Below are 14320 nucleotides of genomic sequence, written 5' to 3' on the forward strand. Positions count from 1 at the left end.
TCGTCAATTGCTATGCAAATTCCTCGCAATGATGGAAAAACCGATCCACGCAACAACGTCTACTTGATTGTAAGATCTAGGAAAAAAATAGATAAAAAGTCACAAATATTAATTTACGTTTTATTAAGAAGAATTAAATTAATATATTGTAGCTATTTTAGTACAAATCTTATCAATTTTTACAAAAATATTAATAATCTAATGTCTTTTAATAAAGCCTAAATTATTTTAACTAAATCAAGGTATTGTGAAAATGTTAGAAATAGACAACTTAGCCTTTGCAAGTGGTGGAGTGAAAGTCATCGCGTATGCAGGGGCCCTAAAGGCATTAAAAGACAAAGATTGTTTAAAAAAATATCCAGAAAGTGGTTGGAGCTTCCGGTGGTGCAATAGCTGCTTTCTCCATAGCACTAGGATATCAACTGGAAGAAATTGAGGATATACTTAAGAAAATTGATTTTAATAAATTTTCAGATCATACTAGTAAATAGGACCAAGTGTATAATCTTGTATTCTACGGAGGGTTAAATTCTGAGAAATATCTAGAAGAATTTTTAAGGCAATATTAAAAGGCAAGGGATTTGACCCCGATATTACTTTTAAACAGCTACATGACAGTCAAAAAACAAATATAGATTTATACGTAGTGTGTACTAATCTCAGTACTCAATTTCCGGAAATTCTATCTTATGAAAATGCTCCTGATGAGAAAGTCGTAAAATTCGTATACGCTTCAGGGGCTTTTCCTATATATTTTCAGCCCGTACAAAAAACTGTTCAAGGAGTAGTTTCAACATATGTGGATGGTGGAGTTACGAATAATTACCTGGTTGAGGTGTTTGATGATAAAACTGTAGCACGAAGCCTCCCTCAAACAGATAATAAAAATTATAAAACTCTATTGATGATCATAATATATCAGCTTTAAGTTTTGATATCACAGCTGAACAAAAAGAAGTATTAATAAATTCGGGTTATTCTGCAACTTATGACTATGTGACGAGAATAGAGAATATAATGCTTGCAGGACTAGGAGTAAACGATTCTAATGATAGCCTTGTATTATAACAACGCGAGTGGATAACCCGCTATTCGCTTTAATCTTGTTTTACAGATAGCATAAAAGGTATTGCAAAATAAAGATTGATATCGTCATTGCAAACGACTGTAAGCTTTGTTGCATGGCTCGAAAAACCCATTCGATGTCATTTCCGCGAAAGCGGGAATGACATAAAACGAGTCATGCGAGCAATACCAATTTTTGAAATCAATAATCATATTGACTTGTTTAAAGTTTTGCTTAGAATCATCTTGGAACAGCTAAAAGGTTGTTCTGGAGTATAGAAACCTCCATCAACAGGCGGTAAAATCACCGTTAAATTGGTTTATTCCTCGATATTTTACGGTCGGGGAGGTAGTAGTCATGTTCAGGGCTTAGAGTATTAACTTTAAGCCTAAAAACTACTCAGCTGTTCTTGTTGACGGTGTTTCTAACTCCCTGATCACCAATCGGGCTTTAACTTAGCTTCTTGGTGATCAAACTTGAATCATTTAAGTTTAACTAATGAGAACTAAGCCGTTATGAACACTAAAACAGTAGAAATAGCTATTATTGAGCCATATCTAGATTTTTTTATTAAAGACAAAGACTTATTACGTGAAATTTATCCAAATGGTATAAATAGGGAATTAATAATAGAATTTATTTTAGTTAAAAAACTTTACACATAATATTCTTACTACAAATTAATTAGAAATTTATTCAATTTACCATACCGAAAATTATACTTATAATCGATAAACAACTTTTAAAAGCATCGCTTGGTTTATTTCGTTCAATTATTCTTGGCACTGTATTATATCTAAAACTGATTAACTGGGAGTAATTAAATAAGCAGAATTTAAATGGTGGAGACAATTATACTCAAATGCTTTCAAGAATTGAATTTTATTTTGAGAGGTGAGGATGCGAATCCTTGATAAAATGAAAGAGCAATTTTTGAAAGCAGAAGAGTATAGACGATTTGCTCCACTAAGCAGTATATTAAGTAATACTTTTTTATATAACAAAATTTATAAGCATCATAAAAATTAAAGATGAAGGCAAAATTGTCCCTTTTTATTAATTCTATGTAGTGCTACTTTTTCCAGACAACTCAACATCTATCCCCCATTTTTCATTTTCTAAGTGGGAGATAATACAACATATTGCTTCATTTGGTAAGCATGATAAATGTAAAAAAGGGGTTTAGAATCCGATTGAATTTCCGGTTGTATATACTCCTGCAATGGCAAATGGGAATAATTTCATAAAATTATTCATCGTTGTTATAATAGACTCAGGATTATTATTTTGTTCTTGTAAATAAGATGCTAATAGTTCCTTATTTACTTTCACTTTTTTATAGAATTTTGTAGCATATGCAATTTTAAAAAAATTATCTAAACCATTGTTATAAAAAAGTTTTATTTAGAAATGAAGCTAAATTTTTTAATAAGTTTTGTTGTTTTTCTTGCAATAATTCCCTTACTTCAGTAAATGCTTTGTCCGTATCTGCCTTGCAGCCATATTCCCATTATTATCAGCACAAATAATCATCTCAGGTGGCAGCAGCTTAATAAACTCTAGAGAGACTGCTATTATGCCTTTTTTGGATGCAGGCATTAACAATGTCCTTCCGAATTTATCAATAGAGTTAATATTTTCCTCAAACATTCTTGGAATAAGCTATATACAAACATTATCTAAATCACGCCACATAGCCTTTGTTAATGCAGGCTGACCACGTATATTCTCAATCGTATTAAGTCTAGTCAGACATCTTGGGAATAAGTTTTAAACAACCTTCTTCTAAACCTGCATCAGCAGCTAAAATTAAGGCTTTATTACCATCCTCATCGGATTGATTAAATAAATTAGTATTTTTTATCAATTAATTTTTCAACTTCTTTTTTATCTTCATCTTTTGCGTGTATTACACACGTTAATTTTTCTAGTAAAGATATTAGTTGATTATATAATATTTCATCTGATTCTTCAGGTGTTGATTCTTTATGTATTCCAAAAATTTTTTTATACGTATAAACATAATTTATCCTTATTAACCTAAAGTTAATTAAAATTACAAAAATAAGTTTACAGATGCAATAGAAATTTAATTGAAGATATAAAATGACGGGATTTAAAGTAAGGAATGGTGGTGGCCACGGTTGGAATTGAACCAACGACACAAGGATTTTCAGTCCTTTGCTCTACCGACTGAGCTACGTGGCCGTATATACTCGATGAACTTGAAAATTTGGCTTCATCGTCTTTGTAACTCCTCGGGTACTCACGTATTAGTATACGCTCCGCTCCTCGGCTTATAGACTCCTTGCTCTTTTCCAAGTTGATCTTCGTTTCTTTCATTTATTAGGGTGTAAGGAAATATAACTTAAGCTTATAATAGATTAATCGGCTTTTGTCTATTCTTAATTAGTAATATTAGACAAAAATACTTAATTATGATATCATGAGTGTTTATTTTTATAATGGTTTTTATGATCAAAATCGGTAATATTGAGCTTTCTTCAAATATTATACTAGCTCCAATGTCGGGTGTTACGGATTTGGAATTTAGAAGATTAGTGAAAAGATTTGGTGCAGGGCTTGTAGTTTCTGAAATGGTAGCAAGTAGAGCAATGATTGTGGAATCTACGCAGTCACTAAAAAAAAGTGCCATTATGCGTGATGATGCAACAAGTGCTTGCGTACAGCTAGCAGGCTGTGAGCCGAATGTGATAGCAGAAGCTGCTAAAATGAATGAGGGTATGGGGGCAAAAATTATCGATCTTAATTTTGGCTGTCCGGCGAAAAAAGTAGTAGGCGGTTATTCAGGCTCGGCTCTAATGAGGGATGAGCAGCTGGCAGCTAAAATTTTTGAAGCTACCGTTGAAGCGGTTAAGCTGCCAGTAACCGTTAAAATGCGTATGGGTTGGGATGATAATACGAAAAACGCTCCGACTTTAGCCAAAATTGCTGAAAGCTCAGGTGTTCAGATGATTACCGTTCACGGTAGAACTAGATGCCAGTTTTATTCCGGTAATGCCGATTGGGATTTTATACGATCAGTTAAAGAAGCGGTAAAGATTCCGGTTATTGCTAATGGTGATATTACTAATTTTGCTAAGGCAAAAGAAGCCCTACAAAACTCCGGTGCAGACGGTATTATGGTCGGTAGAGGAGCATATGGCAAACCTTGGCTTATTTCACAAATTGATCATTATCTTAAAACAGGTGAAGAAAAATCTGCTCCCTCTATAGCAGAGCAGCTAGATATCGTAACCGAGCATTATGAGGCAATACTTGATTATTATGGTGAATCTGTGGGCGTACCTATTGCACGTAAGCATATTGGCTGGTATAGTAGCGGTTTACCGAATTCAGCAGAGTTTAGAGGTGCTGTTAATTTAATGAACGATCCTCTAGCTGTAAAAGAGAAAATTGCGGAATTTTATACGAGCGTTATGGAGACGAATAAATTAAAAGAATTTTAAGTTTTATTTTTGTAATATTGTTTTTTAGTTTAAGCTATGCAAGTGAAAAAGCAGTAATTATAACTGATTATAAACCGGTATTTTTGCCTGTAATTGCTGAAAATAAAAAAATAAGAATTGCTATTCGTTCTTATTTAAATAATGAAAAATCATATTTCGTTTTAGTAGATCCGAATTCTTTTAAAACTGAAATAACCCTACAAGAGCTGGTAATTTTACCTACGAATAAAATAGAAAAAGAAAATCTTCTAAAAAAATTAAGTAAAACTCCGTATATTAAAGTTTTAAATAAATATAGCTCTACACCTTATATACAACAAAATTACGGTGCTACGAGTAGCATGTATAAAGTAAAAGGTCAGTTTTTGACAATTGACATGTGTCCTTCTTCCAAAAGCTTTGAAGAAGATTTTTTTAAAAAGCTCGTAGAATTATCGATCAAACTAAATAAACCTATTCCGATTGCTATATGTGTTTCAGGATTATGGATTAATAAGCATACAGAAGAATTCTTATGGTTATTAAAACAACAAGAAAACGGTTATTTACAAATAACATGGGTTAATCATTCATTTAGTCATCCTTATTTTAAAGATAAACCTCTTGAAGATAATTTTCTTCTTTCCAATAAAGATGATTTTGAAAATGAAGTATTAGAAGCAGGGAAAATATTAGTAAGTTATAATATTGCTCCGTCACCTTTCTTTCGTTTTCCTGGATTAGTTTCCGATCAAACATTAATAGAAAAACTAAAAGATTTGGGATTTATTCCGCTTGGGAGTAATGCATGGCTTGCTAAAGGCGAAAAAGTTCAAAATGGTTCTTTTATATTGGTACACGGTAATAGTAACGAAAAAGCCGGAATAGATTTAATTATGCCAATGTTACCGGAATTAAAATTACTTCCTATTGAAAAGGCGTTTTTATTACATGACACTTGATTAGTTAGATATTAATAATACGGTAAGCTCACATAGTTGTTCTTATATCACATGAAGAATATGAGAAAATTAATCAGTTTGAAGATATGTATTGGGCAATGCAAGCAAAAAATGCGAGTAAAAGTGGTTTTTTATCAGAGGAAGAGAGTAAGGATTTTTTAAATAAGATATTAAATATCTTTCTTATAGGAAAAAGAAATGATGGAGAAGTTTATAAATTATTTAAAAGAAAAATTAAATAGTTCATAATTATAACTTAACTTTTCTAGTAGGACTTTTATCTCTTTAAATATCAAGTTTTGTATCGAATAGCGGAGAATCTTGTAAAAAATCAATAAGGGAAGATTCTTGTGAATTTTCTTTATGATTTGTTATTATACTACATAAACGTTTATTATTATCTAATACTTCTAGATTTACTTCGATTAAAGGCGGAGTAAGTAAATGCTTAATAATTTCAGACCATTCTATTAAAATTAAATTGCCGTTTAATGCCTCTTCAAATCCAAGTTCATAAATTTCTTCAGGTGATTTAAGACGATACAGGTCATAGTGATATATAGTGAAGTTAGATGCTTTATACGTTTGCAGTAAGTTAAAAGTAGGACTTATAATGCTTGTATTTTCACCGCAAAAATATTTAATAATTTCACGACAAAAAAATGTTTTACCTGCTCCAAGGTCACCGTTAAGTAAAACTATATCATTTGGTTTTAAGCTTTGTGCTAAAAGCTTTGCAAGCTTCTTTGTCTCTTCTTCGCTATTTATTGTATGCATTTTTTAACTTGATAAATCATTTGTAAATATTGATTCTGAAAAGTGTTGGAACCTATATTCTGCACATTCCAGTTTTCGCTATTTAATATTATTATTTTAGCGTTTAATTTATCGTATAATCGTGAATTTTGTTCATTACTTAAAACAAGACATTTGTTATTAGACTCTTTAATTAAATCTTCTAGCTTGCTTATATATCGGAGGCTTTTTTGACTTTCGCTATATAATTTTGCAGTTTTAATATTAGTATTAAGAAAAAAATACTCGCTACTGTCACTTAATAAAATTACGTCTTTTATCGTTGCAAGCTCATTATTTTTAATCTCTTGTAGCTTATTTAATTCTTTAAGTGCTGTTGAAAGGTTATTATTAATATCTTCTTGTAGCTCAGGAAAATTTTCACTAAATATTTGTGCAAATTCCTGTAGTAAAATCACAGCATTATTAAGATCAAGCCAAATATGCCAATTATCTTTTATAGTGGTTAAAGATTTAATATCACTGATTTTTATAATGTTTTTGCTATGATTATCAATTAATTTCTCTGCAAAACCGTCAAATTGTTCATTAATATAAATTGCTATATCAGAATTTTTGACTTTTACTAAATCACTAGGTTTTAAATTATAATGATGTGGACAGTCACTACTAATAGCTAAGTTCTCGATATCCGCTTTATCCTTAACAAGCATCGAAACAATACTGCCGATTGGCGTAATACTTACAACTATCTTAGGCTTAGCATAGCTAGTAAGGCTGAGGAATGTAAGGAATAGTAATGCTAGGTATGTCATCTCTGTGAAGGCTTGCTTGCGTTGATACCAAATCGTCATTGCTAGCGACTGAAAGGAGCGTGGCAATCTCAGGATTTTGGCACGAGATTGCTTCGTCAAAATTTTCAATTTTTCCTCGCAATGACGGTTTGACGTACTAGCTCTCATAATTTCGCCAACAACTCTAATTTACTAGGTTTAAAATCCTGCTCTATCCAAAAATTTTTTAGATATTCTAGTTTTGCTCCTATCTTTTTTTTTTCTATATTCATATTTAACAAATCATTACCGTTTACTTGGAATTTAGGACGTAATAACGCATCATATTTAAGAATAAATTCTTTTACTTGTGAATGATTTAATTTACCGATTATTCTAGCTGCTAATAAATATTCCTTATAATTCTTTTTTTCAAACCAAATTTTTTTCATGTTAAATTTAGCGTCATTCAGAAAGTTTGTTATTGATAATATTTGCATTGCTTCATGTTTTGAGAATTTCCAATCTAGAAAGACCTTTAAATTTAAATCTTTTTGATAATATAATAAGAGTGCATATCGAGTAACTAATTCTAATTTAAAATCATTTGCCTGCTCAAAAAATTTTATTTCATAATTTTGGATAGAGAATATTAGCTCTAATATTCCTATTTCAAACATAGCTTTTAAAATTTGTGCTGCTCTTTTTGAAACAATAATTTTATCCATTTCGCTTTTAATTCGCTCTCGTGATAAAGTTTTTAAGCCGCCTTTTAAAGCTTTACATGCTTTAAAGTTGCCATCATCAAGCTGATTCGCATAATAGCTAGAAAACCGAAAAAAGCGTAGAATTCGCAAATAATCTTCTTTAATTCTATCTAGAGCTTCCCCTATAAATACAACCTTTTCCTGCTGCAAATCCTTAAACCCTTCAAAATAATCATATATCTCGTTCTTAAAGGGACAATAGCTTAAAGCATTAATAGTAAAATCTCGTCTTGCGGCATCTTCGGCAAAATCGTTGGTGAATATTACTTTGGCATGTCTGCCGTTACATTCAATATCTTTCCTAAGAGTCGTGATCTCAAATTTTTCATTATTTAAAGTAGCCGTAATCGTGCCGAATTTTAAACCGGTCGGAATAGTTTTTATTTTAGCTCCAGATAAAATATTTGTTACTTCACTAGGTGTCAAATTAGTAGCTATATCTATATCGCAGCTACCTTTCTCAAGTCGATCTCTTGGATAACTTGCTTCTAAAGGTAATTTGTACGTCGATCCGGTACTCGAATCCTCACGTACGTTTATGTACATTGCGATTCTGCGTTCCGTGTCTCCTTCAAATTCCTCTTTATTAGTTTTGTTATGCAAGAGATCTAGTAACGCATCACGTACGCAGCCGCCTATAAGTCTTGCTTGTCCTTTTTCATTTAAGAGACTCAAGATTTTTCTATATCCTTTTGAGGGGATTTTTAGTATTTTGTGTGTAACTTGCATTATTCGATTTTACCTAAAGTATCGGATAGTTTTTAAAAAGACTTTGATGTCATCCTAGCTAAAAACTGGACCTTGTTATATGGCTCGTTTATGTCATTCCCGCTTGGCATTGTTGTGTGGATACTGAGTCGTCATTGCAAGCGACTGTAAGGAGCGTGGCAATCCAGAAAAATAATAAAAAAATGTTAAAACTAGCATTTTTTACTGGATTGCTTCGTCAAAACTTACAGTTTTTCCTCGCAATGACTACTCAGTATCCACACAACAATGCCAAGTGGGAATGACATAGAACAAAAACAGTCCGGTACTAAGATTTTACGTACATTCCTTTTTATTGCAAAAGATAAGTATAATAGGGCTTTTTTTTTAAAAATCTTTATTAATCGTTATTAAGCTCCCGCGGCATTTAGATTTATAATTGAGATTAATATGAATTTCGGCTTTCTCACAATGATTATCTTTATTAATGACAATTTTTTGTCCGTAGTTGGTTAAAAAATATTATTCTCTAAAGGTAACACCATACTATCTTTTTGTCCAAACCAATTAGCCCAGTAAGTTCTATTGAAAGCAGGTAGTTTATCAGCATGTATTAATAGTTTATTTTCTCTATCTTTAACGCCTACCGCCATATGATTTGCATCAAATATTAATTCCGGCTTTGGAGAGTAGAACATAAATATAAAAGATATTGCCATGATTGCAAGACCAAGCAAACGTCAAGCAGTTTTCCATATACAAAGTCAAAAAAGCCAAATAAAAAAGAGTAATATGCTGAAATTGGTAATATAACCGAAATACTATACAGCAGCCGGTAAATTATTAAAATAGGCGGCTGATTTTATTATTATATCAATAAAGAATCCCATAAGCTTTAGGATATAGTTATCAAACCCGATCATGGTAAAAGGCAGAGATAACAAAGCAAGCGGCATAAGAAAAAATGACGTTATCAGAACGACAATGAGGTTAGCTGGTACTGAGTAAGTAGCAAATATAAAGAATTGATTAATTACTACAGGTGCCGTTATGATGCTTGCTAAGAAGCTTGAATAAATATTTGAGGCTGTATAAAATTTTACTGCTCCAAAAATGCCTTTCTTTTCTCCAAGTAACCATGAATTCTTTAAGTAAAATTCATAACCGGCAACAAGCGATAATACGGCAATAAAAGATAATTGGAAACTTGGATGAAAAATATATTCGGGATTTAACGATAATATTATAAAAGCCGCAATTGCAAGTGAATGAAGGGGAAAGCAAGAGCGTCCGATAAATATAATACCGTAAATAAAAATTGCAGCAGTAATAAAAGCTCTAGTCGCTGCTATTTGCATACCGCTTAGTTCTAAATAACCAAAGCTTCCTATTAGCGAACAATAAGCAGAGATTAATTTTATATTGAAATTATATGCCAAATAATTTGAAAGATTTAATAAAAACCTTGTAGTAAGGAAAATAATCATCACATCTAAAGATAGATGCAATCCTGAAACACAAAGCACGTGTGATATACCGTTTTGCCTCATATCCTGCATTATTTGCCTGTTTAAATCTTTTGTCTCGCCAAGTAATATTGCAGCTGCAAAATTCCCTTTATCTTTTCTATTAAATTATTATAAATATAGGAACGCACTCTATAAATAAAACTATCAAAATTTGTTTCATTACGTTCTATAATTTACGGCTCAGACATCGCATAGCCGTTTGCTCCAATATCCGATAGATAAGCGTAAAAACCAAAATCATAACCCCCGGGTAGTATACTATTTTGCGGCTTATAGAGCTTAGCAAGCAAAGTAATTCGGTTATTTACCCTAATTTCTTGTATATATTTTTCGGTATACTAATTTTTTAACTTTTTGTAAGTTACGATTAATTTTTTCTATCTTTATGCGACTTAATACTACTTATCCTCCTATAATAGTCGGTTTTATCGATTCTATTTTACCGTTAGTGATGATAGCTTTATAAAGTATTTCGCTATGTAAATTTGTTACACGATATTTAGAGATGAATATGCCAAAAATAAAAGCAATAATCATTCAGTAAGTAAACTGTAAAAATATATTAGAATTTCTAGTAAAGGTTAATATTAACAAACACAAAAAATGAAAAAAATTGTTGTAAATGAAAGCTCAAAATCAAGCGATAAACAATAATACCGTAAATAAAACTAACAAAATACCAAATATTTAAATTATTATACTCTGTTTCCAAAGTTATTTTAAAATATCACAGTGTTTTTCTATCAAAGGCTAAAAAATACATTATACGTTATATCTGTTATATTTTCAATAATTAGAACAAAATTCTCTTGTAATTATAAGTTAAGATAAATTAACTTATATATTGCTTTTTATTAACTTATTTATTATAATGTCCAACGTTATGTATATTAAATTTTAATTTAAATTGAGATATTTGTAATGAATAAGTTAACAGAACAATATTTACTAAAAAAATCAAGATTTTTAAAATATTCTCTGCTCGCCTCTATTTCAGTAGGAGTTGTAATACCTTTTGAGGGTATGGCGATGAGTAAAGAAGCATTTCGTATCGATCTCAGTAATAAATTGTTGAATCACGTGTCACAATTAAACGGACACAAAGATACGACAAATACCCCGCAGCAGATAGGAACAGTAATTGTACCGGAACCAGAAATAAACACATATACTCCATCTGAAATAAGAGAAATGGAAATATATAACAAACCTAAGGCATATAATCCATTAAAAGATGTTCCTATAGAGGAACATTATAAAGTGGTAGCACGTAGTAAGTCTGATGTTGGGAAAGCAAGAAAAGTACGACCAATTACTAGACGCAAAACATTTGCAGGTATTGAAAAAACAGAACAAAGTCAAAATACTTATACTCTTGAATCGACAGAACAAATGCCTCAAAAACCAGAGATTATAATAACAGCGTCTTCGCCTACTGTTAGCCCAGCTTCAAATAGTTTTATCACTGCACCTGATACACCAAATACTACCCTGACATCACCTGAACCTTATACTACGGCACCTGGTACTCCATCATCAACACCGGCGACTCCGTATCAGCCTACTTCAGATTCTAAACCAAATGATAGTTTAGGAGCTAATACACCACCAAACATAAACACAAACTCAAAGGCAGCACGAAGATTATTGTTTAGCAGTAGCGACCCGCAACAACAGGCAGTGCAATCTAGCTCACAGGTTAAACCAGAAGTTCCTCCGAAGCCGACATTTCTGTTGCCTATAAAAAAAAGCAGTACTGAAATTGTAGCAGGAATGGTAAGTAATATATCACGAGTTAATGAGATGATAGGAATCAAGTTAGCTGAAGTAACACAGGCTATTAAAGATACCACAGATAAAAAAGATAAAGATCGATTGCAGAAGTTGTATACGCAGCTAACTTCAACACAAAAAACAACAAAAGTACTCAAGTCAAGAGCTGAAGAGATAGAAACAAAAATCAAAATAGGTGAAAATAAAGATAAAATAAAGAAACTTGAAAAAGAGTTAACAAGTAAAAACAATAAAGCAGATAGATTATTTCAGAAAATAGAAAAAATAGATATTCCAGCAAATAAAGTTTCGATAAAATCGCAGGAAACAGTTCCAGTTACAACGGCGTCAACCGAAGTTAGTGCGTTTCAAGCACAGCAAGCAAGAATTAATGAGGCTCGGCAAGGTGTATTTAATAAAAATAAATCAAGCAGAGATAATACAAGAAAAAGTAGTGCTGGAACAAAAAGAGAAAAGAAAAAACAAGAAGCACAAAAGCAGTTATCAGAAATAAAGAAACAAGAAAAAGCTATAAAAACGGCATCAGATAAAGCTAAAGAAGTAGCTGCTAGTGCGAAAAAAGAAACAAGTAGAACGGCATTACGAGCCATGCAAGATAAAATGAATGGTGATTCTGAACAATTAAATAAGATAGAGGAAAATCTAAAGTTATTAACTCCTGTTGTTTATAATAGTTCTACCGGTCCTACTTATAATCAGTCGCTAAAAGCAAAGCCAACTATACCATTAAGTCATGGGGTTCAGAGAATTTTAGGTGAACAACCAGAGGATGCAGAGGGGTACTTAGTGCCAATAAAAGTTCAGCAGCAACCTTATACAGTAAGGTTGCCGAATCAAGAAATAGAGGACCCTATTCCAAGTCATTCAAAAGATATTTATGAGGCTAAGGTTTCACAATACATTAATTATTTGAATAGCATACAGCCAAATCAGTCAAATCAAGCTCAAATAGATAGTGTAATAGATAGTTTAGCAACAGAAATGAGAAAGTTTAGTGCGGATCAATTTAGTCAAAAATTAGGTGAGGTTGCACATCTTGCTAGTATAAAGGCATATGAAAATTTGTTCGAGAAATTATATGAAATTCAGCAAGCTAGAATTCCAGAAACTCAAAAAGTATATGAGCAAGTGGAAATATCTCAGTCTTATGCAGAGTATGAAGAGAATTCAAGAAAAAGCAGTACTCCAGTATTATCACGCTCGTCTTCAGCTAAAAGTGTAATATCATCAAATTTTGAAGAAAAATCAGCATTGTTACAAACCACAACTACAGATGAAAGCTTAAGATCTGACAACAATTGGAAAAATTCTGCACCATATTCTTCAAGTCCAAAGCTTGATAAAAGAGGATTAGAATATTTAGATTTAGCTGGCGATGCGTTCGTTCAGAATCTAAAACAACCTGATACGTTAACTATAGAAACTCTTGGTTTAATAACGCCAACACAAAATACAACGGTTGCTAAAAGTGACTCATCGAGGAAAAATAATGTAAGTGGAAGTATTCCGGAGATACAACAACTGCAATCAGAAAAAATGCGTACAAAAACTTTAGGTGTGCAGGATGATCTAGGGCTAGATTTACATTATGCACCTCAAGAAACTTTAACTGAAGAAAGTACCTATTTAGTTTCTAGTAAGAAAAAACAAGGTAATATAATAAAGAGAGCTGTATCAAAAGTAGGGGCAATTTTGCAAACAAATTATGCAGAGAATAGAAAAAGGAAAAGAGATGGAGAAACCTCAAAGCAAAGAACAGTAGATCAAGAGGGAGAATTTGGCCACGCTTGGGGAAATGAGAATCATAAGGAGTCTAGTTTAAGTGTAGTTAGTGGATTCACAAAAAAGGCAACTCAGCTTATAAGCCTTTTAGATGCAAAGAGAACCGCAATACTGCAAACAACCAGTCCTTCACAAAGAAAATCACGTAGTTTAGTTTTACAGGAAATAGAAAATGATTACCGAGAAGCAAAACCGGAAGATATAAAAGCTTATAATGCAAAAGCAGAAAAAAAATTGGATGCTATTAAAAGCAGAGCAGATAAACACTTTAATAATATAGAAACAGATGTAGATGTTGGATTTAATCCAAATGGGGGAAATAGTCATTCTATGCCGACTGCTAATATGGATAGCTTACCAAAAAATTTAGCTGTAACCCCACCTATAAATGTAGGGTCACTATATAACTCTCCGCAAGCTCAACAATTTCGAGAAGATCATAAAAATATTATAATAAATGATAGATCACAAGGTAGACTAAATTTGGTTGATAGTACTATTAAAAAAGGTACACAGCCATTATCTAATTTATCTACTATATATGAGTCGGTTAGTTATGAGAATTTAGCATCAGAAACAATATATAAGACAGAGCAACCTAAGCCATCTATAAGTTACACGAATACTAGTAAACGAAAATTACCTATACCATTATTCAGAAGTGCCGAGCTTGACAAGAAATTAGAGTATTTGGATTTAGAAGATAAACTATTAGAAGTAGAGGAAGCTAGAAT

General features: G+C 31.9%; 15 protein-coding genes, 1 tRNA gene and 1 pseudogene. 8 read left to right on the forward strand and 9 right to left on the reverse strand.

Annotated elements, in window-relative coordinates:
- The 4 genes from TENJIKU01_RS09995 to TENJIKU01_RS09045 all read left to right on the forward strand — a co-directional run.
- Positions 1-222: hypothetical protein (locus TENJIKU01_RS09995; RefSeq protein WP_227780091.1), on the forward strand; the 222-nt coding region annotated here is incomplete at its 5' end.
- A 143-nt stretch (positions 223-365) separates the two neighbouring features.
- Positions 366-491 (forward strand): hypothetical protein, encoded by a 126-nt coding sequence (locus TENJIKU01_RS10305; protein ID WP_255374227.1) that lies wholly within the window; start codon positions 366-368, stop codon positions 489-491.
- Between the two features lie 101 nt (positions 492-592).
- The gene (locus tag TENJIKU01_RS06330; protein WP_255374230.1) at positions 593-928 is read left to right on the forward strand and encodes a patatin-like phospholipase family protein; all 336 of its coding nucleotides are present in this window, start codon (positions 593-595) and stop codon (positions 926-928) included.
- Positions 929-1581: 653 nt separating this feature from the next.
- Positions 1582-1731, forward strand: a complete 150-nt coding sequence (locus tag TENJIKU01_RS09045; RefSeq protein WP_172795062.1) for a hypothetical protein — start codon at positions 1582-1584, stop codon at positions 1729-1731.
- A 796-nt stretch (positions 1732-2527) separates the two neighbouring features.
- Here the strand turns inward: TENJIKU01_RS09045 and TENJIKU01_RS10000 are convergent.
- The 3 genes from TENJIKU01_RS10000 to TENJIKU01_RS06345 all read right to left on the reverse strand — a co-directional run bounded on the left by TENJIKU01_RS10000 (position 2528) and on the right by TENJIKU01_RS06345 (position 3274).
- Complete coding sequence (locus TENJIKU01_RS10000) at positions 2528-2665, reverse strand: hypothetical protein (protein ID WP_227780093.1); 138 nt, start codon at positions 2663-2665, stop codon at positions 2528-2530.
- 145 nt (positions 2666-2810) lie between these two features.
- Entirely contained in the window at positions 2811-2933 is a 123-nt protein-coding gene (locus TENJIKU01_RS10310) for a hypothetical protein (protein ID WP_255374228.1), read from the reverse strand.
- Between the two features lie 265 nt (positions 2934-3198).
- Positions 3199-3274, reverse strand: a tRNA-Phe gene (locus TENJIKU01_RS06345).
- Between the two features lie 266 nt (positions 3275-3540).
- On the opposite strand from TENJIKU01_RS06345, the gene dusB reads away from it, so the two are divergent.
- The 3 genes from dusB to TENJIKU01_RS09050 all read left to right on the forward strand — a co-directional run bounded on the left by dusB (position 3541) and on the right by TENJIKU01_RS09050 (position 5719).
- Complete coding sequence (dusB, locus tag TENJIKU01_RS06350) at positions 3541-4536, forward strand: tRNA dihydrouridine synthase DusB (protein ID WP_064429630.1); 996 nt, start codon at positions 3541-3543, stop codon at positions 4534-4536.
- Entirely contained in the window at positions 4521-5477 is a 957-nt protein-coding gene (locus TENJIKU01_RS06355) for a polysaccharide deacetylase family protein (RefSeq protein WP_153019893.1), read from the forward strand. The genes dusB and TENJIKU01_RS06355 overlap by 16 nt, the downstream gene beginning before the upstream one ends.
- Before the next feature lie 98 nt (positions 5478-5575).
- Positions 5576-5719: a hypothetical protein gene (locus tag TENJIKU01_RS09050; protein WP_172795061.1), complete on the forward strand. Its 144-nt coding sequence runs from the start codon at positions 5576-5578 to the stop codon at positions 5717-5719.
- Positions 5720-5762: 43 nt separating this feature from the next.
- Here the strand turns inward: TENJIKU01_RS09050 and tsaE are convergent, their stop codons facing one another.
- From tsaE to TENJIKU01_RS10315, 6 genes are all read right to left on the reverse strand, one after another.
- Positions 5763-6254, reverse strand: a complete 492-nt coding sequence (tsaE, locus tag TENJIKU01_RS06360; protein WP_064429626.1) for a tRNA (adenosine(37)-N6)-threonylcarbamoyltransferase complex ATPase subunit type 1 TsaE — start codon at positions 6252-6254, stop codon at positions 5763-5765.
- Entirely contained in the window at positions 6242-7195 is a 954-nt protein-coding gene (locus tag TENJIKU01_RS06365) for a metal ABC transporter solute-binding protein, Zn/Mn family (RefSeq protein WP_064429627.1), read from the reverse strand. The genes tsaE and TENJIKU01_RS06365 overlap by 13 nt, the downstream gene beginning before the upstream one ends.
- Entirely contained in the window at positions 7192-8502 is a 1311-nt protein-coding gene (locus TENJIKU01_RS06370; RefSeq protein WP_064429628.1) for a palindromic element RPE1 domain-containing protein, read from the reverse strand. Before TENJIKU01_RS06370 ends, TENJIKU01_RS06365 begins: the two co-directional genes overlap by 4 nt.
- Before the next feature lie 491 nt (positions 8503-8993).
- On the reverse strand, positions 8994-9200 hold the full coding sequence (locus tag TENJIKU01_RS06375) for a hypothetical protein (RefSeq protein WP_064429629.1): 207 nt from the start codon (positions 9198-9200) through the stop codon (positions 8994-8996).
- Between the two features lie 102 nt (positions 9201-9302).
- Complete coding sequence (locus TENJIKU01_RS06380) at positions 9303-10031, reverse strand: ComEC/Rec2 family competence protein (RefSeq protein WP_064429631.1); 729 nt, start codon at positions 10029-10031, stop codon at positions 9303-9305.
- A gap of 381 nt (positions 10032-10412) precedes the next feature.
- Positions 10413-10547 (reverse strand): hypothetical protein, encoded by a 135-nt coding sequence (locus tag TENJIKU01_RS10315; protein ID WP_255374229.1) that lies wholly within the window; start codon positions 10545-10547, stop codon positions 10413-10415.
- A 384-nt stretch (positions 10548-10931) separates the two neighbouring features.
- Here TENJIKU01_RS10315 and TENJIKU01_RS06390 point away from each other — a divergent pair.
- A pseudogene (locus tag TENJIKU01_RS06390) lies at positions 10932-14320 on the forward strand (autotransporter outer membrane beta-barrel domain-containing protein); the annotation flags it as partial.

The organism is Rickettsia sp. Tenjiku01, assembly GCF_001653015.1.
GTDB lineage: Bacteria > Pseudomonadota > Alphaproteobacteria > Rickettsiales > Rickettsiaceae > Rickettsia > Rickettsia rickettsii.